Below are 19,282 nucleotides of genomic sequence, written 5' to 3'. Positions count from 1 at the left end.
ACGCGCTCGCCCGCACCGCCCACTCCCCCCCTTCCCCCCCCCCCCCCCACCCCCCCTCCCCCCCCCCCCCCCCCCCCCCCCCCCCCCCCCCCCCCCCCCCCCCCCCCCCCCCCCCCCCCCCCCCCCCCCCGGTCCGGCCGGAGAACCACCGTGGACGACCCCAGGCGCGGGTCGGTTCCGATACGGGGGTCGATCCGGCCCAGACTCTAGGTGTTCCCCCAGCGATACGGCGCGTACGAGCCCTTTCTGACCTGGGCTTCCATGCTTAGACCGGACCATGTTCCGATGACGTACGCTTCATGTCACGACGCGGGAGCGGACACCTGTGCCCTCCGCGCGATCCCGAACGTCTGGGGTACCTCCGCGACTTGGGCAGCGTCGCCAGGAGGTGGACGCACACAGTGAACTCACAACACGCGCATGCCACGCGATACAGCCTGCTGGGTCCCGTCGAGGTGCTGCGCGACGGGACCGCGTTGGACCTGGGACCACGGCAACGCCGACTTCTGCTGATCCGGCTGCTCATCGAGGACGGCCGGCCCGTCTCGGTGGAACAGCTGTGCCGGGACCTGTGGCAGGGGCCCCCGCCGACGGGCGCCGTGTCCTCGGTACGCGCGCACATCAGCCGACTGCGCTCGGTGCTCGACCCCGTGCGCACCGGCCGGTCCACACTCCTGGTCAACGGTCCTGCCGGATACTCCCTGAAGGTCCCGCGTGAGGCGCTGGACACCACCGGCTTCGAGGAGTCGGTGGCACGGGCCCGCGAGGCCATGCGCCACGGTCAACTGGACACCGCCCGCGAAGAGATCGACGACTCGCTGAGCCTGTGGCGCGGCGAGGCCCTCGGCGACGCCGCCGGACACGACTTCGCGGTCCGCGAGGCGGCCCGGCTCGCCACCGCCCGCCAGGACGCCGAGGAGTTGCGGGCGACCGTCCTCATCAAACAGGGCGACGTGGAGCGCGCGATCGCCGCCGCCGAGGCACTGACCCTCGGAGCCCCGCTCCGCGAGGCTTCCTGGGCCCTGCTGATGCGTGCGCTGTACGCCGCGGGCCGGTCGGTGGAGGCGCTGCGCCAGTACGAGCGGTTCCGCGCCATGCTGGCCTCGGAGCTCGGTCTCGACCCCGGGCCGGGGATGCGCGAGCTGCACATGGCGATCCTGCGGCACGACATCGAGGTGCTCGGGGAATCCGCCACCGCCACCGCGCACCCCCCGGTGCCATCGCAGGGCGGACCGGCTCCGGCCGGGGTGCCGTTGGTGGGCCGGGACACGGAGATCGCGCACCTCGCCGCGCTGCTGCGCTCGGCGTCGGCGGGCCGCACCCAGTGGGCCGTACTCTCCGGGGAGCCCGGGTCCGGCAAGACCCGGTTGCTGGACGAACTGTCCACGGTGGCCGAGGGCACGGGTTTCACCGTCGCCCGGGCCAGCGGCGGTCAGGCGCTCAGCGAGAGCCACGGCATCTCGCTCCTGTGCCCCGCCACGCAGATCCTGGAAGGGCTGGGAGCCGCGGGGCCCGCGGACCGTTCCGGCCCCGACACCGACGGCGGTCAACTGGCCACGCTGGTGAGGGAACTCACCCGGAAGCCGGCCCTGTGCGTCATCGACGACCTCGACTGGGCCACCCCGGAGTTCCACGGTCTGCTGCGCCGGCTCGCCGCCGTCCTGCGGGACGCTCCGGTCGTCCTGGTCTGTGCCCTGCGCAACACCGAAGAGCCCGTCGCGAGCGCGCTGCTCGCGGAACTGGCCCGGCACGGCGCCACCCGGCTGCACCTGGATCCGCTGTCGGCCACCGATGTGGCCGGACTGCTCGCCGCCGCGGGCGAGAACGCCACACCCCAGGCGGCGGAGGCACTCCACCGGCAGGGCGAGGGAAACCCCTTCACCCTGGGCGAGTTGATGAAGCTGCCACCGGAGCAGCGTGTCGGCCCGGCGGCGCGGGTTCCCGCGGCGGTGAGCAGTGTGGTCCACGCACGGCTCGCCGAACTGACCCCACCGGCACGCCGGATGCTCACCTACGCCGCGGCCGACGGCGCGGACCTGGACATCGGACTGCTCGCCGAGGTCCTGGACATGCCCCGGGACCGGCTGCTGCCCCTGGTCGACGCCGCCGTCACCGCCCGGGTGCTGGTCTGGGACGCGGACCCCGGTGAACGCTCCACGGGGCGTTACCGCTTCCCCGAACTGCCCCGCCAAGTGGTGCTGCGTACACTCACCCCCTCGTCGAGACAGTTGCTGCACGCGGGCCTCGCCCGTGTGCTGGACGGCCGTCCGGCCACCGATCCGCAACGTGTCGCCGGACATGTGCGCGCGGCGGGCCCGATGGCGCCGGAGACGTCCGTCGAGCGGGTGGTCCCGCCCGTCCCCGAACAAGGTCGCTGACCTGCCCCTCACCCCCGTCAACACCCCCACCGCCGCTGGACACGAGGTCCATCGGCCAGGAGGAGAAATCCATGTCCGATCAGCACCAGGCCGGTGGCGCCGAGACGCCGAGCGGCAGCCAGGCCGCCGGAGTCGCGTCCCCCGACCCGGAAGCGGCACCGGAACGCGGTTCCTCGCGCTCCGGGGCGTCCGCGTCCGGCTCGTCCGGCTCGGCGTCCGTGGCCTCGCCCGACGCGGCGAGCATCGAGGCGCACCTCACCGGCAGAGTGCCGTCCGCCACCAGTGGCTCGGGTACGTCGGCACCCGCCACGGCGAAGGGTTCGAAGGGCGCGTCCGGCGAGGAGGGTTCGTCCGCCGGGGAGGCTTCGTCCGGGGCGGACTCGTCCGAGGCGAAGAAGGAGGCCTCCGCGGCGAAGGGCTCGCCCGAGGGCGAGGCCGAGGCGGGCGAAGGTGACGAGGCGTCCGAAGGTGAGGGCGCGGCCGGCGAGTCCAAGGGCACGACGGAGACGGCGAACGAGACGGAGGGGGCGGGGAGCGGAACACCGGACACCGCCACCTCCGAGGGCAACGCCCGGACGAGAAGGTCCGGTCGTGGCAGGGGTGCCATCGCCACCGTGTCCGGGGAAGGCCGGACCGAGGGGTCCGCCGCCGCGGCCACCGCCGGTGCCGCGGCGCCCGGCGGGTCCGGTCCCGACGCGGCCGACGGCTTCCCCGGCCGCCCCAAGAAGCCGCTGCTCGCCGGGGCCGCGATGGCCGGGGCCGTACTCGTCGCCGTACCGCTGCTCGTGATGGCCGTCTCGGACAAGGACGAGAAGAGCGAGAAGGTGGCCACGACCGGTTCCTCCGACACCGTGCTGGACGACGACGGATCGCGGGCGGGGGCGTTCGTGCCCGAATCGCCCTCCCCGAAGAAGCCGAAGCCCAAGAAGGAGAAGAAGGCGAAGGCTCCCGCCGCGAAGCAGCCGCCGCCGCCCGCCCCCAGCAGCCCGACGGCGAAGCCCAAGGCCAAGCCGCCCGCCCCCGCCAAGAAGAAGGCGAGCAACCTGCCCCTCCTGAACAATGTGCTGATCAAGAACAACACGAATCAGACGTGTGCCGACATTCCCGGTACCGGCTACCAGGACGGGCCGGTCAACCAGTCGGTCTGCAACAGCACCATGCAGGACAATCAGCTCTGGGACGTGGAGAAGAAGTACGGCAAGGCCGGTCCGGGCGGAGCCCCGCTATACCAGATCCGCAACGTCGTGGACAACATGTGCATGGACCTGCCGGGGTACGGAGGGGCCGCGGGTGCCTCGTACGTCACGGAGTACCCGTGCAACGGCACGACGGACGACAACCAGCTGTGGTGGCTGGACAAGCAGGCGGACGGCCGCTACTGGATCCGCAACTTCGCCAGCAACAACCAGTGCCTGGACTCGTACGAGGCGGATTCCGAGACCCGCAACCTGATCATCTGGCCGTGCAACGAGGAGAGCCAGAACAACCACGAGTGGTACTTCACGGCCCACTGATTTCCCTCACCCGACCGCTGCCGCGCCCCCGTCCAGGGGCGCGGCAGTGCGCGTTTCAGGTCCGCCGGCCCTCGAAGCCCTCATCTCCGGACGCCTGGTCCGCGGACATCGGTTCCTTGGACACCGGAACCTCGGGCAGCGAGACCTCGGTCACCGGAGGCTCGGGCGTACCGCCCTCCGCGGCCGTCTGCTGTGCCGCGGCCTCGAGCGCCTCGCGCAGGGCGTCGGTGTCCACGGTCATGGACACCGGGCCGGAGGGGTTGAGGTAGAGCACGTGCTCCCGCGGTATCCGGTCGACGAGCTGTGACACGGGGAGCAGTTCGTACCCGAACCGCCCGGCCGTGTGCAGATGGACCGGTGAGGTGAAGACGGGGACCACCGGCGTGCCGTCGGGGGCCGTGGCGGACAGCGGGTCACCGGCGGGGTCGGTCAGCACGGCGACCTCCGCCGCGGCGAGCGTCCGTGGCACCGCTTCCCCCGGTCCGTAGCCGGTGGCCGCGAGCTGCACCGCCTCGTCCACCTCGTCGGTCGGCTCGGGCCACCCCATGGCCTGGGGCGAAGGGCGGTACTCCTCGTTCTCGCGCCACTCCTCGATCTCCCCGTCCAGGCCGGACCTCCACTGGCCGACCACAGCCCAGTTCGGCGGCTCACCCGGTCCGGCCCACGCCGGGTCGACCATGCCCAGCCAGTGGTCGGGAGCCAGCCGCGCGGCTTCCTCGATCTGCTTGGGGACCGGCGGCGCGGTGTCGGAGGCGGTGTTGTCGTTCATGAGCTCCTCTATGGGGTGTGCGTAGGGTCGTCCAGTATGCGGCGCAAGTCCTCGGCCAGGGAGCCGGAGGGCTCCAGGCCGCGGGTGCGGAACCAGTCGTCGATCAGGCGTCGCAGCAGTTCCGGGGTCAATTCCTCCGAGGTGTCGAGTACGGTGCCGGATCCCAGCGCCGCCAGAAGGTCCAGCACATCGCCCAGCGTGCCACGGTGGTCCGCGAACCAGGCCGCTGCCTCCGGGTCACCGGGCCCGCCGGCCCGTCCGTCGTCCCGGACTCCGCTCGGCCAGCCGGCGGCGTCCAGGACGTGTTCGTCGGGGAACCGGCCGTCGGTGGCCACGTTCGCGCGCAGCTCCGCCTCGGTCAGCGGGGCGATGTGCCAGTAGCGGCTCCAGTTGTCGATGTAGTCGAGCTCCGGCGAGTCGGGGGTCCCCCGGTCGCGCAGGTGGTCGAGGATGAGCTGGGAGGCCGCCATGATCTCGTGCAGCGAGTGGTGGCCCACCGACAGCATCTCCGCCATCAGGGCGACCCGCACCAGGCCGAGGTCGATGTCCAGCCCCCACACGTCGCGCATCTTCACGGCCTGCATCATCAGCCGGTAGGACGAACCCGAGGTCCCGGCCCGCACCAGGCCACCGGTGGTCTCGGCATCCGACTGCAGACGGCTGCCCATGGCCAGGTTCCAGCGGTTCCGGCCCGGGATCCACGGGACACCGTCATCCGGCATCAGTGCCCGCTCCGCGTCGCTCAGCGGTGGCCGGACGTCCTCCTGGCCCACCGGCACCCGCAGCATGCGTTCCGCGTCGGCGAGCAGCTTCACCTGCTCCCCGGGCGGCAGTCCGCGGGCCTGTTCCCGCAGTTGCTCGTAGGCCGTCATGGTGCTGGAGGGCAGCCGGTCGCCGCGTTCGGTGTGGATGGGCGGCGGATCGGGGTCCGGGCTGCCGAGCAGACCGGAGATGGTGCGGGCGCCGACCCACAACAGTCCCATGCGCTCGCGCAGGTTGCCCGACTCGACCACCCTCTGGAGCTGGTCCCGTCCGGTGCCCACCGTGCCGTCGACGGTGAAGTCGGCCGAGCCGAGCCCCGGCCAGACACCGGCCGCCACCGCCCGGTCCCACACGGCGCGCACCATCACCTCCAGCTGGTTGTTGGCGGCCTCGTGGTCGCCGAGGTACCAGCCGAGCCGCTCCTCGAAGCGCTCGCCCTCCTCCAGGTACCGGATACGCGCCTGGATCCACTCGGGCGTGCGCTCCCCGGCATCGCGGCGGTCCTCCGCGGCGCTCCCTGCGAGCCAGCGCCGTACGGAGTCGGGCGCGGCGGTGAGGGCATCCGTGACCCGGCGCAGCACCTGCTGGTCGGGGCTCTCCTCGGGACCGTGCGGAAGTCCCGCGAGGGAACGGTCGCCGTCGAGGACGAGGAGGGCGCTGTCGTCCGTCCCTCCCCCGCCGTAGGTGTGCAGGGAACCGTCCTCGCCCACCACGGCCACGCCGACGCCCAGCTCGCGGGCGGCCGTCGCCGCGAACGCCCGGGTCATCGGCTTCCGGTCGGCCACTCCGTACGAGGGGTCGGCCAGGGCGAGACGGAACCTCTGGGCGGGACTCAGGGTCACGTCCGCGGCGGGAATCACATCGCCGAGGAGAGCTCCCTGCATGCGCTGTGCCACGGTCAGTTGCACACCGGCGGACTCGAGCAGGCTCAGCGGGAGCTGCCTGTCGCGGTCCAGCGGGGGCAGGGCGACATCGGACAGGTCCTCGTCGGTGATGTGCCGCGCCAGCCAGTCGCGGAAGGAGTCGGCCGAGTCGACCCCGGCGGCCTCGAGCGCCGCGGGAGCGGCGTACCGGAGGGTGAACAGCAGGGCGTCGACGGGCCGATCGCCGTCTTCCGGTGTCGCGTGCAGCGCGTAGGGGACGCCCTCGAGCTGCGCGGCGTACGGTCCGGTGCGCCGGTACCCGGCCACGCTCGCGGTGGTGTCCTGCGCGTCGGCGGGAGGCCCGGTCTCCGGCTCGTCCTCTGCCTCGCCGTCCGACATGCCGGCGGAGGCATCGGCCTCCGACCGGGGGGTGGCCGGCGCACCGGTGGTTTTCAGGGACTCGATCTGCTGCGGCCGGTCCGGGTCGTCCGGTCCGTTGAACTGCCAGGGCTGGGGATAGGCGATGCCCGGATCTGCTGGTGTGGTGTCCGGGGATGTCACGGCAGGGGGTGCGGTCGCCGCTTCCGGGGAACCCGGCGGGTGCTCCGTCACCCATTCCGTACGCCGGCCCTGCGCATCCTCCAGCAGATGAATACGCGCCGGCCCACCGTCGGGCGGCGTAGTCACGGCAACCCGGCCCGTCGCCACGTGCGCCGTCAGACCCGTCGCCCTGGCAATACGCCGCGCCCGCGCCCGTGCCTCCTCCACACTCCCCGGCACATCACCCGGACCACACGCCAACACCGTCACACTGCGGAACCCCCCCTCCCGCACCCCTTCCAACAACCGCCCCACATACGACCCATCATCACGACGAACCCCACCCCCATCCGTCGCCAACCCGAACCCCTCGGCACCACCATGCGACGCGAAGAAGAACGTCCCCTCCGCGCTCCCACCACCCGGCAACGCACCCGAACCCGCGACCAGAGCACCCGAAGCGTCCCGCTCCCACGCGACAAACTCCGCGGTCCCGTCCAGTCGCCGATAGTCCTCACGCCGCGACGCCCAATCACCCTCGTCGAACGACACCTCACCCACCAACCGGCCATCCCGACCACGCACCTCACGCGCCAGCGGCCACGAGCCCTCGGAGTCCGAGGAGGCCGGGGAACCAGGACCGGATGGGGCCTCTTCGGCCGAGATCAGCTCGTACTGGAGCTCGCTCTTCTGGTCCTGCAAGACCCGCCTGCCGGTGACGTGGAACACCGGGCCCGGCAGGTAGAGGGCCTCGTCCTCACCGGAGTTCGTCGAGAAGGGGGCGTAGTCCCGCCCCGTGGAGAGTGAGATCTCCACCAAGCCGCGGTGCGTACCGTCGGGCAGGGCCCTGTCCGCCAGTGTGAACTTGCGCAGCGCCGTCTCCCGGTCGAGCGAGGTGCTGCGGAAGAACGGAATCGTGATGGTGTCGACTCCGTAGAGCGGCCCGGCCACCGGCGCGTCGTCGAGCAGTCCGGGCACCCCGCGGTCGCCCCACCACACCGTGCGCTCGACCGGCGGCAGCAACTCCAGCGCCTCGATCGCCATGTCGATATGCCACGGCAACTCGGCGAGCACCGCATCCGCCATTTCGTCCAGCTCCTGCCGCAGCCGCGACAGTTCGTCACTCGCGGTCGTCAGGTCGTCCAGCTCCTCCAACTCCGCGTACAGCTCGTCGAAACCGGGACGGCTCCGGAGGGTGAGCGGCACCATGAAGATCCAGCCCTCGTCCACCGCCTCCCGCACAACCCCCCACATGGCGAGACGCACGACGTGACGGCCCATCGCCGCACCGAGCCGCTGACCGTTCAGCACCGCCTTCATCAGCCGGTAGTCGGGCTCGCTGTAGAGGTGGAGCGCCGTGATGTGCGCGGGCGTCAGCCGCTTCAGCGCTTCGGTGCCCCGGGCCTTGTGGCGCCGGAGCCACCCGCCCAAGGCCTTGGCCTGGTCGGAGCTCCCCCGGGGCAGGCCGTTGAGCGCGGCATGGACGATGGCGGTCATCCCCTCGGGCACGGCCATTCCACCCGTGAGTTCGGCGGAGTAGCTCATGCGCTCGCCGTACAGGGCCTGGTGCGGCGGCAACAGACCGTCCGGCTCCTCCGCGAGCCCGAAGGCGGTGTGCGCCCAGATGTGGAACCGGGCCGCGTCGGAACCGACCGCGGCACGTTCGGCCGCGTCCCCCACACCCATGCGATGCGACGTCCGCAGGACCTCCGACAGCGACTGGAGATCCGCCGGAACCATCCACGCCGCCACGGCGTCGCGGAACTCCCGCAACTCCGCCGCCGACGCGCCCAGGTCCCGGTACGCCTCCAGCAACCGCGACGCCGGACCCCACACACCGCCCACCCGACGGGCACCGCGGCCGTCGTGCACCTCCCGATAGGCGCTCCCGGGGTTGAACCGCCCCCGGCCGGGCCGCGACAACGCCTCTCCCACAGCGGACGGCAACTCCTGGCCCGCGTAGACCGCATGTGTGAACGCCGCCATCAGCTGAGCCACGGCCTCAGGGCCCGCCGGGAGAGAGCGCAATCGCTCCAGGGCGGCCCGGCCGTCCGCCGGAGCGGCGCCGGGCGGGAAGAACGCGCGCAGCGCCTCGGCCTCGCCCATCCGGGCGGTGAGGTCCTGGTACAGCCGGTCTACCGCCCGCCGGGCCGCGTCCGTGGTCGCCGGGTCCGACCCCAGCCGCCGGGCCAAGGCGAACTCGTACTCCACGCTGCGCCGACGCCATTCCCGGTCGCGGTACATACTCGCGAACCGCACCGCACCCGGCGACCCGGCCGTCCGCCACGACGACACCGACCAGGGCGACGAGGGCGAAGAGGCTTCCTCGTCCGGGTCGGAGCCGAGGTCCAGAGCGCTCAAGGCGTCGGTGGGGGCGGGGGTGGCGTTGATCTGGCTGCTGTTCGGATAGGCGATGGGCTCCGTGGTGCCCGTCGCCACCGGGCCCAGGTCCTCGTGACCGCCGTGATCGTCGAATCGCAGCAGTCGCACCGTGCCGTCAGGGTCGGCCAGGAGCAGGTCCACGGGCGCGTCCAGCTCGTTCACCAGATCCGAGACGAACCGCGTCGGATCGCCGCCCAGCGACCCGAATCCAGCCCGCAGCACCAGGCGGAAGCCGCCGGGTGCTTCGTTGCCCAGTCGTGGCAGCAGTGCCTCGACGAGTTCTTCGGGAGCGCTCGCCGGGGTGCCGCCGGTCAGCTCCGAGACCCCGAAGACCAGGGGATTGAGACCGTCGTCGGGCGCTTCGTGTGCCAGCGTGTCCCAGTCGGGTTCCCCGGCGGTGGACCCGGACCGCGACGGGTCACCGGACGCGGTCTCCGAGCCGTCCTCGGACTCCTCGTCGCCCCGGGGCGCTACGGCCAGGGACGCCAGGGTGTCGATGTCCAGGGGCCGGTCCTGGCCCCGGGCCTCGGTGACGGCGGCGAGGAGCGAGACGAGGTGGTCATCGGTCACATCATCCTCGGTGTCGAGGGAGAACACCTCCCGGGTGAAACCGACGATGGCTTCCGGGGCGCTCCGGTCCGGGAAGCGTGCCAGGGCCGGAGCGGTCAGCGCGTGGACGGCGACCAGCCGTTCCTGGTCGGCCGCGTCGGTGTCGGCCCCATCGGGGCCGAGGAGGGCCTGGGCGGTGCGCGCCGTCTCCTTCATCCGCCGCAGCCGCTCGCCCGGGGTACCGGTCGGCTCCACCAGCCCCATGGCTTCGGCCAACTGGTCGACCGTGGCGGAGTCCGGGGGCTGCGCGGAGTCGGCGAACCCGTCCCAGCGCGCCCAACGCCGGTGACGGTCGAAGCGGGCCATGCCCTCCTTCAGCCGCTCGGCGATCTCATCCACGGTGAATCCACCGAGGAACAGCGAGCGGGAGTCCATCAGCACCGAGGGCCGGAACCCCTGCTCCAGCAGGAACTTGTGCATGAGGACATGCACGTTGACCCGGCTGTTGGCGTCGGTGAACGGCTGGAGGATCTGGAGCGTCCGGGTCACCCGGGCGATCGCCCGCAGCTTCCCGTCGGGGCTCGCCGCGACCGCCACCTCGGCGTAGTAACGGTCCAGTGCGGCCTGGACGATCCCGCGCGCCTCCTCGGGGGTGTAGTCGATGGAGACCTGGCCGCCGTGGAGTCCGTGGTGGAAGACGACCAGCGGCTTGGGGCTCCCCGCCGGGTACCGGTCCTTGATGGAAACCAGCAGCGGACGCCCCAGCAGCACCTCGTCCTTGAGGTCCTCGGCGATCCCGTCGCTGCCGATCGGGCGCATCGTGGTCCGCCCGTGCTCATAGCCCGACCAGGTGGTGGCGGTGTTCTGCCCGGAGCCGGTGACGAGGTACCGGGTGGCCAGGTTGTGCAGTTCCTCGTACGCGTCGGCGTCGACGCGGGACCAGTCGCGGCCGGTGCCGCCGCCGTCGAGGACTTCGCGGTACGCCTCCATCATGCTCTGCCGGTAGCCGGGGTACTTATGGGCGTCCAGGTGTCCGCCCACGTCGTCGGGGCTGAGCCGGAAGGCCTCGGAGTGCACATTGGCGTCGATGAACAGCCGCCACCACGAGTCCTCCGGCAGCAGCGACGAGAGCGTGGGCGCGGCGGGGCCGGAGCCGGTACCCGAGGCGGAGCCCGCCCGGCCGCGGTCGTCCGTACGGCGGTTGCCGTCGGCGATGGCCTCGGTCCGCGAGGTGCTGCCGGACGGGGACAGCCGTCGCTCTGCCTCCGCGCGCGTCCGGCGCTCCCAACGGGCCTCGTCCAGGGCTTCCCGGATCTCCCGCAGTTGGGCCCGGACGGCGTTACGGGCCCGTGTCTGCCGGACCAGCTCCCGGGTGGCCCCCCGCAGTTCCCGCTCGGCCCGGTCCTGGGCGTCCTGGGCCCGTCGGAGGTCGTCGGCCGTGGCGTCCATCCGCTCGTACGCGCCCTGTACCGCCTTCGCGGTCCGGACGGCGTTGGTGCGCTCCAGATCGGCGCGACGGTGCGCGGCGGCCGCGGTGTCCACCGCACGGCCTGCGCCCCTCAGCGCGCGCACCGCGCCCGCCTCCCGGCGGGTCAGGGCTGCCTCGGCAGAGGCCGCCGTCGCCTCGGCCGCCACCGCGCGGGAGTAGGCGTCGGCCGTGCCCTCCGACGGCCCGTCCACGGCCGGACGCCTGCCGCCGGGTGTGTTGCGGCCGTCGGACCAGGTGATGGTCCGGGCGCTCCGACCGGTTTCCGTCCTGTCGGCCGCGGGACGCGGCCGGACGATCAGGAACTCGGTCCCCCGCTGGTAGAGGATCACCGTCTCGCCGGCATTGGGAGGACCGTATGTGCGGTTCGTACCGTCCTCGGACACCAGGATCAGGGTGATGCCCTCGGTGTGGGCGGTCAGTTCGGCCGCAAGCGACGCGGTGGCACTGTCCCAGCGGCGAGCCGCCCGCAGGTTCTCGCGCAGCAGGGCTTCCTCGTTCGCTCGGACCTTCCGTATGGCCTGGGGGACGCGGCCTCCGGTGCGGGTGAGATCGCGCCGCAGGCCGGCTCGCTGGGCGGCGTCGAGTTCGAGGGAGAGTCCGGCCACCTCGTCGGGGTGGAACACCGCTGCCGGATCGAGCCGGGCCCCCTCGGGCAGGGGCTGGGCGGCGACACGGTTGGCGAGGTTTCGCCGGAGCTGGCTGCCCGACAGGGCGGAGAGCTCGGTCGCCCCGGGCACTCCCCCTCCGGTGCCCAGGCCGGGCGCGACGGTCCGGCGACCGGCCGGAGACTGCGACCGGGCCGCCACGACGGCGGCGTAGAAGCGGTTGCCATCGCCCTCGGCCTCGATCAGGTCGTACACCTTCCCGTCGGGTCCGGTCAGGGTGCGGTGGTCGGTCGCGGCGTCGAAGCGGGACCGCGGGTCGTCGTCCTCGGTCGGGGTCCACGGGGGTGTGGTGTGCGCCGGGGACTTGACCGCGGCCTCGTCGGAGGGGGTGATCTCCCGCGGCGCCGGTGTGGGTTCGGGTGCGGGAAGGCCGGGCGCCGGTTCGGTGCCGGACACCGCTTCGGGGAGGACGAGTTGGTAGTGGCGCTCGTCGCCCTCACCGCCCAGCCACAGCACGAGCGGCGGCGGGCCGGAATCCGCGGTGTCCGCGCCGTCCGTGGCCTCCGTGCCCTCCGCGGTGTCCGAGCGGTCCGTGCCGACCCTGGTGTCCGGAGAGAAGTGGTAGAAACTCCCGTCCGGCATCACCACACGCACCGGCACCCCGAACGTGCGGGCCGCGAGCAGCGGCCAGATGTCCGCGGCCGCGTGGTCCCAGCTGGACCGGCCCTCCGCGTCGCCGGAGCGCAGGAGTTGCAGATAGGCCAGGCCGAGCCGGTCGCCCGAACTCAGGCTGAGCGATTCCGGGATCACCCGGAGCGCGTCGAACTCCCGTCGTTCCGGTGTGTTGTCGCCCAGCTCGATGCCGGCGGTGTCGATCTCCTCGCCGGTGAAGGTGTCGGTGGTGTCCGGCGCCAGCACCTCGAGCAGGTCCGCGTTGCCCTGGCTGACGAGACGGGCGGCCAGCAGCCCCTTGATACCGGCGACCAGGCTCTCACGGCTGGAGGTGTCCAGGCCCTCGCGCGTCATCAGTTCGGGGTCGATGCGGTGCAGGCCCTCGGCCAGCGCGTGGAGGAACGACTGCCCGTCCCGTGGCACGTCGTGGAGGGTGAACCGCTCGCCGTCCGGGGCGACGAGCCCCGTGGGGGCGTCGCCCTCGTCCGGTGTGTAGCGGGGGGCGTCCGGCGTGGCGTCGCCGTCGGTGTCGGTGCTCACGGTGGGGTCCGTGAACGTCACCGCGGGCGGCTTGGGTGTTCCGTCGAGCCGGGCGCGACCGTCCTCGGTGGCGTTGAGCCGGTGCCAGCGGGTGAGCCGGTCGGCGGCACCACGCACCCGGTGATATTCGGTGGCCAGCTGCTCGGCCTTGTTCCGCAACCCGTCGATCGTCTGCCGCGCCCGCTCGGCCTCTGTCCGCGCCGCGTCCCGGGTCGCGGTCGCACCAGCCGCCGTCCTGGTCGCCTCCCGCACGGCCAGCTCGGCGCGGACCAGGGTCCACTGGGCCCGGGTCACCTGCCGGGCGGCATCGGCCCGCAGCTCGGCCGCGCGGACCTCGGCCACGGCGACCGCCCGGTCGGCCTCGGCCAGCCACTCGCGCTCCATCTCGGCCCAGCCGTCGTGCTCGGGCGCGCTGTCCCCGGCCGCGCCGCGCTCCTCGGCGGCGCGGGCACGTGCCTCCTGTACGAGTGTGCCGGCCCGGTGGTCCGCTGCCTCGGCGGCGGCCCTGGCCTCGGCCAGCGGCCGCTCCGCGTCGCGCTGGGCGTCCCGGGCCGCGGTGAGCTCCCGCTCGGCGGCGGTCAGCTCGCGCTCGGCCCGCGCCAGGTCGTCACGGGGCCCCGCACCCGTTTCGCGGCGGGCCTCCCAGTACTTCTTGTCGGCCTCGACCCATGCCGTCGACGCCTCCTGAACGGCCTCCCACGCCTTGGCCGCCTCCTCGGGGAACGAGGTGTCGTCGATCAGTCCGAGCTGCCGGGCCACGTCCTGGCGCACCCAGACGATGACGGCCGCCTCGGTCTCGTACGCCTTCTGTCCGGCCGACCCGAAGCGCTTGGGCCACCCCTTGCGGAACGGCGAGATCACCGCCCGTCCGATGGCGCTGTCCTTGATGTGCCGTTGTACGGCGGCGCTGCTGAGCCAGGTGGTGGGGACGGCGAACAGGAAGGCCAGGTCCTCACCCTGGTCGACGGTCGTCTCCATCATGACGTCCTGGGTGTGCCCGCCGCCTTCCGCCCCGGTGGTGTTGGGGCCGGCGGTGGCGAGCCCCGGCCGCAACGAACCCGCGGGCGGGGCCGAGGCGCCGGAGCCGACGTCGAACGCCGCGCCGTACCCTTCCGATCCCGAGGCGGACGCGCCCCCGGCCGTGATCCGCCGTGCCAGGCGCTGGAGGTTGGTCCCGGGCGCCACCGTCATCAGTACGGCACGTTCGAAGTGCGGTTTGGCGTGCAGGACGAGAGCGCCGTCGGCACCGCCGACGAGACTGTCCTCGACCAGGCCCGGCACCGGGTATCCGGCGCCGAGCGCGGAGAAGTAGTGGGCGGCGAGCACGGTGTTGTTCGTGCCCTCGTCGAGGCTGTGGGAGGAGCCGGTGTCCAGCCGGGTCAGACCGGTGTCCTTGGCCCGTACGAGGGCGTCGTCGCCGTCGTCGCGGAAGCCGATGTCGTAGGCGGCGGCGATCGCGAGGTATCCGGACGCGCGGACCTGCTCGACACCGAGGACACCGCGGGCCTGGAATCCCTGAGTGGGCGGCTCGAACACACCCTCCGTGCCGTCGGGGAGGGTGGTACGCCGCCAGTCGTCGTCCCCGTGCGTCGTCGGGAGGGTCACCCGGCGCGGTGCGGAGGGGGCGGGGAGTGCGGGCGGTCCGAGCGGGTCGTCGTGCGTGTCCGCCGCGGGATCGGTGTCCGGGGACATCAGGCTGAGCGGTGTCTGCTTGCGGAGAGTGCCGACGTCCCCCTCCTTGACGACACCGCGCTTGCCCCGGAAGGAACGGGACGCCTCCCGCGCCCGGTGCACCAGTTCACGGCCGCGGCCCGCGGGCGGTGTGCCCGAGTCGGTGTCGTCGTCGACCTCCAGTGCGATGCGCAGCCGGTAGGAGGTGTCGTACTCGGCGTAGGGCTCACTGGTGGCGAACGCCCAGGTGTCCACGGGGTTGTCGGAGCCGCTGGTGGCGAGGGTCCGGCGGGCCGAGCCGGACTCGCTGAAGCCGGGACCGGCCGCCGACGCGTCGGGGTTGCCCGTGTACGCGCTCTCCGAGACGGACATCCCGAAGTCCGGTCCGCGTGTCCGGCTCGCGCTGAAACCGGTGGACGAGATGGCCCAGAGGTTGTCCTCGAAGTCGGTGCTGTGTCCGAGCCGGTGGAAACGGGAGGTACCGGCGACGAGCTGGACCCGCAGGCGCGCCCGTCGGGTGCCGATGCGCAGTCCGTCCCAGCCCCAGTGCCCGGTGCGGAGCGGCATCGTCTGACCCGCGTTCTCCATCTCTCCGCGCAGGGCGCGCAGCAGCCTGCCCGACACCAGGCGGAGGACGGTGTCATGGTCGGAGTCGGGGAGCGACAGTCCGCGCAGCGCTTGGTCGAAGGAGGCCATCACCTTGGAGGGGTCGAGCTCGCCCAGGGGGTAGGTGCACAGCGTGTTCCCCACCAGCCAGGGCTGGGGCGACCAGGTCTGCGCGTCGTAGAGCGGGGCCGTGCCCCAGCCGTCGTCGATCAGGTTCAGGGTCACCGCGGTGTGCTCGGAGAGCAGCCCCATCCAGCCGCCGGGGACGTTGACCCGCTGTCCGGCCGCGTTCGCCAGGGCGCCCGGCACCAGGCGGCTGCCCGCGCCGGTCGTCCCGCCCAGCGCGCTGGACGCCACCGCGATGTCGTGCTCGGCGGCGCCGGACACCAGCACCTGGTGGCTCTTGTCCTGACGCGCGATCTCGTTGCTGATGGAGAAGGTCACGGTGCCCGTCCGGCCCCGGGCGTACGACCACGGGCTGAGGCTCAGCCCGTAGGACCCCAGCGGGCCTCGATCACCCCGCTGCGGCTGGGCTATGGAGAACTGTCCACCGAACACGAAGTTGTAGGTGACGGCGTTCTTTCCGCCGCTCAATGTGGCGCCGGTCATCTTCAGGGTGGCCGACATCGGCGCCGGTGAGGTCATCGCCCACAGACCGGACACGGTCATCCGGTGGAAGAGGACACCGCTCCGGTTGAGGTACGGGCCCTTCGCCCACAGTTCGGTGGCGCGCCAGCCCGAGGGGCTGAGGGTCTGGTCGGCATTGGCCGTCAGATACGGGGACTGGAAGGCGAGCAGTGCCGAGTCGTGGGGTGCCGCGCCGATCTGCGTCAGATGCCACGAGCCGCCCGAGGCGGACTTGAGGGACTCCTCGGCCGCCCGGACCAGTGCGGCGTTGCCGAGAATGCCGACCGTCACCTGCGCATGGTTCTCGAACGGCTGACGGTTGCGGTCGACGCCGGGAGCGGACGTCGCCAGGGCCAGCGCCTGTGAGCTCTCCATCGTGGTGGTGGTGATACGGCTGCCGAAGTCGCGGAACGGGTTGTCCGCGTCGTCCGCGTGCGGATCGCTCTTGGGCATGTGCTCATCGAGGACGCTCAGGATCACCCGTCCGCTGACCGGGCCGCCGCCCACCGTGGAGCCGTCGTCCGCGGTGCCGATCAGGAGGGAGCTCTTCTCTCGGAACACGAAGGGCTGGGTGCCCAGCAGCCCCGCGGTGGCGATCCCGCGCATCAGGGCGGGCAGCCGCCAGTAGCCGCCCCGGCTGACGGTGATGGTGAGCCGGTAGCTGAAGAGGTGGGGCGGCCGGGTGCCGCCCACCGCCGTCTCGACGGCGTTGCTGGGCCCGAACAAGCTGCTCTGGCCCTGGCCGCGCCCGCCGCTCAGACCGAGGAACGCGGTACCCCCGCGCCGGGAGAACCCCTGCGGGGTGGCGGCCACGGTGCGGAGGGTGAAGCTGCTTTCCACGCCGCCGTACTGGCCGTGGCCCACCCCGTGTTCGCCCTCGAGCTTCTCGGTGCCCGTGGTGTAGTACTTGACGGCCAGTCCGTTCTGGGTGCCCTCGTAGTGGCGGCCGGTGAGTTCGCCGTCGACCCACAGATAGCGGTAGCCGCGCTTGAAGCGGGCGGTTTCGCGCAGCCGGATGCGGATGCCCTGGGTGGTCAGCCCCTCCAGGTTGGACGCCAGGCTGTGGTGCGAGATCTTGGTGTAGATCTCCAGGGTGTTGTTGAGCACCGTCGCGAAGTGGTCCGCGTCGCGCCAGCGGGGGTTGTCCGGGTCGAGTTCGCTCAGCGGGGCGACAAGCCCCGGATAGGCACGGGCGGCCTCCTGCACGACCTTCTCGGCCAGTTCCTCGAGCCAGGTCTCGGCCGGCTCCGCGTCGCTGTTGTCGTGGGTGAACTCCTCCGCCCTGCTGGCCCCCAGGGTGGGCGGGTGGTCGAGGGTCAGATACGCGGGCGCCAAGGGCTCGGGCGCACCGCTGCGGACACGCGTCCGAGTGCCGTCGTCCCAGCCTGCCAGCCGGCGTGCCTCGGCCCTCGGCATCTGGTCCAGGCTCCAGGTGACGAAGCGTCCCTCGGGGAAGAGGGGGTTGCCGGCCGCGTCACGGTCACGGCCGCTGCGCCGGACGACGACGGTCTTCTCGACGAGGTACAGGCCGGTCGGGGAATCCTTCACCGCGCCCTCCACCTTGTTGCCGCCCTCTCCACCGATCGTGGTGGTGCGAGTGGTCCGGTGGCCGTGGCGCGCGACGAAGCCGAGGATGAACCGCAGGTTCAGCTTGGTGCCCGCCAGGCCCAGCCACTGGAAGACCGGGCCGACAGCGGCCTGGAGCTCTTGCCCGTCGGTGGTGGACAGCGAACGTTCGCCGATGAGGGTCAGCCAGGCCATGTCCTTGAGCGCGGCGGCGGTCGTCTCGTCGATGAGGACCGCCCGCCGGGGCAGCGTGCGCACGGTGAAGACGCCCAGCGGCTTGCCCTGCTTGTCCTTGCCGAACAGCGGCGGCGTGGTCATCGTGCCGGCGCCCAGCAGCCGGGAATTGCGCTGGAAGTTCTGCGAGGAGAAGAACGTGTTGAGTTCACGGTGGGCGCTGGTTCCCGGAAGGGCCCCGATCTGTCCCACGGCCCAGTTCCGGATGTGGGCCACCGGGCCGAAATCCTCGGTGACGACGAACCGGTGGTGCTGCTGTGTGCCCCGGTAGGTGATGAGCGGGGGGATGCGTCCCGGCTTCGACTCGGATATCGCACTGTCCGCGAGCCGCAGCCGGAGTCCCCCGCGTACGGCGAAGCCGAAGGCCACCGGGGTGGTGGCGGCGTCCCCGGAGGCCGGCTTGCCACCCGCTTCGCTGACGGTCAGCTGGTAGTAGACGTCGTCGAGGCTGGGGCGCGAGGCCCCGGTGAGGGACGCCTCGGTCCGGGACATGACCTTCCCGGTCAGGGTGTAGCCGACCGCGCGGCTGTGCGCGAAGCGCAACCCGAGCCGGGCGTAGACGCCGAAGGGCTTGGTCAGGGGCCACAGTGGTGCCAGCGGGTTGATCGAGTAGGTGGTGCTCTGGGACTGGTCGCCGCCGGTGAGGCGCTGGCCACGCGTCTTCACCCCGATGCTCCGCGGCTGCTCGGCCAGGTCGGTGAAGCGTTCCCAGTGGCCGTAGTGGCGCACCGCGAGGTGCACCACCCGGACCTTGCCCTTGGCGTCGGTGTAGGTGAACTCCCGGCCGTCACCGCTGAGTCCCCCGAGGTCCTCGCGGAGCGCCCGGTCGATCTCGGCCAGGAGCGCCTTCGCGGCCGGTGAGTCGGCGCCGCCCTTGCCCAGTCGGGTGCTCGGCCGGGCCTGTAGTTCGCGTGCGATCTCGCGCAGTACCAGGTCCCTGCCGCGCAGGGCGAAGTCCCGGACCCCGAAGGCGGTGGAGCGGGCCAGCACTTCCTCGGGGAGCCCCGGCAGCAGGTTCCGGATGCCGTCGAGGTGCGCGGGCATCCTGCTGTCGTCGGTGAACCGGGCCTGCCTCCGCTCCCGTGCCGGGGGCGGCAGTTCACGGTCGATGCGGGGCGGGCGGCGCCGGTCGAGGTGCTGGTCGATGCCGAGGGGGTCGGTGGCGGGCTTGGTGTCCGCCGGATCCTCGGAGATCTCGCCCAAGATCTCACCGGGGGTGTCGGGAGCATCCTCGGTGTCATCCCGGGGTGTAGGGGGCGCGTTCCAGTGTTCATCCCCCGGCGGGACCGACGGCGCCGCGGACAGCACCACTCCCGCCCGCGGAGCCGACCTCGAAACCGCGGAGGCCGGACGGTACACCCGCCAACCCCGGGCATCACCCCTGGCACTCTCCCGCAGATGCACACCACCCGGCTCACCACCCTCACCAGGCGGAGCCGCAAACCCACGATCAGGCACATACACCGTCAGACCCGTACGATCCGCGGCCGCCTGCAACTCCGCGTCCTCAACCGG

General features: G+C 72.4%; 4 protein-coding genes. 2 read left to right on the top strand and 2 right to left on the bottom strand.

Features of this window, described 5'->3' with window-relative positions; all coding sequences use genetic code 11:
- Window positions 1–401: 401 nt before the first annotated feature.
- Window positions 402–2,378: a BTAD domain-containing putative transcriptional regulator gene (locus tag AC07FT_RS36030; protein ID WP_479180384.1), complete on the top strand. Its 1,977-nt coding sequence runs from the start codon at window positions 402–404 to the stop codon at window positions 2,376–2,378.
- Between the two features lie 71 nt (window positions 2,379–2,449).
- Window positions 2,450–3,892, top strand: coding sequence for an RICIN domain-containing protein (locus tag AC07FT_RS36025; protein WP_479180382.1), 1,443 nt, complete (start codon window positions 2,450–2,452; stop codon window positions 3,890–3,892).
- Window positions 3,893–3,947: 55 nt separating this feature from the next.
- On the opposite strand, the gene AC07FT_RS36020 is transcribed toward AC07FT_RS36025, so the two are convergent.
- The gene (locus tag AC07FT_RS36020) at window positions 3,948–4,661 is read right to left on the bottom strand and encodes a type VII secretion system-associated protein (protein ID WP_479180380.1); all 714 of its coding nucleotides are present in this window, start codon (window positions 4,659–4,661) and stop codon (window positions 3,948–3,950) included.
- A gap of 8 nt (window positions 4,662–4,669) precedes the next feature.
- Window positions 4,670–18,970 carry a hypothetical protein gene (locus tag AC07FT_RS36015; protein ID WP_479180378.1) on the bottom strand — a complete coding sequence of 4,767 codons (14,301 nt, stop codon included), beginning with the start codon at window positions 18,968–18,970 and terminating at the stop codon, window positions 4,670–4,672.
- Window positions 18,971–19,282: the final 312 nt, after the last annotated feature.

It is taken from the genome of Streptomyces sp. NPDC045899 (genome assembly GCF_056431485.1).
This window is presented reverse-complemented; position numbering and strand designations above follow the sequence as displayed.

Coding starts and splice junctions, on each gene's coding strand:
- AC07FT_RS36025 (WP_479180382.1), top strand. CDS start 2,450: ATGTCCGATCAGCACCAGGCCGGTGGCGCCGAGACGCCGAGCGGCAGC.
- AC07FT_RS36020 (WP_479180380.1), bottom strand. CDS start 4,661: ATGAACGACAACACCGCCTCCGACACCGCGCCGCCGGTCCCCAAGCAG.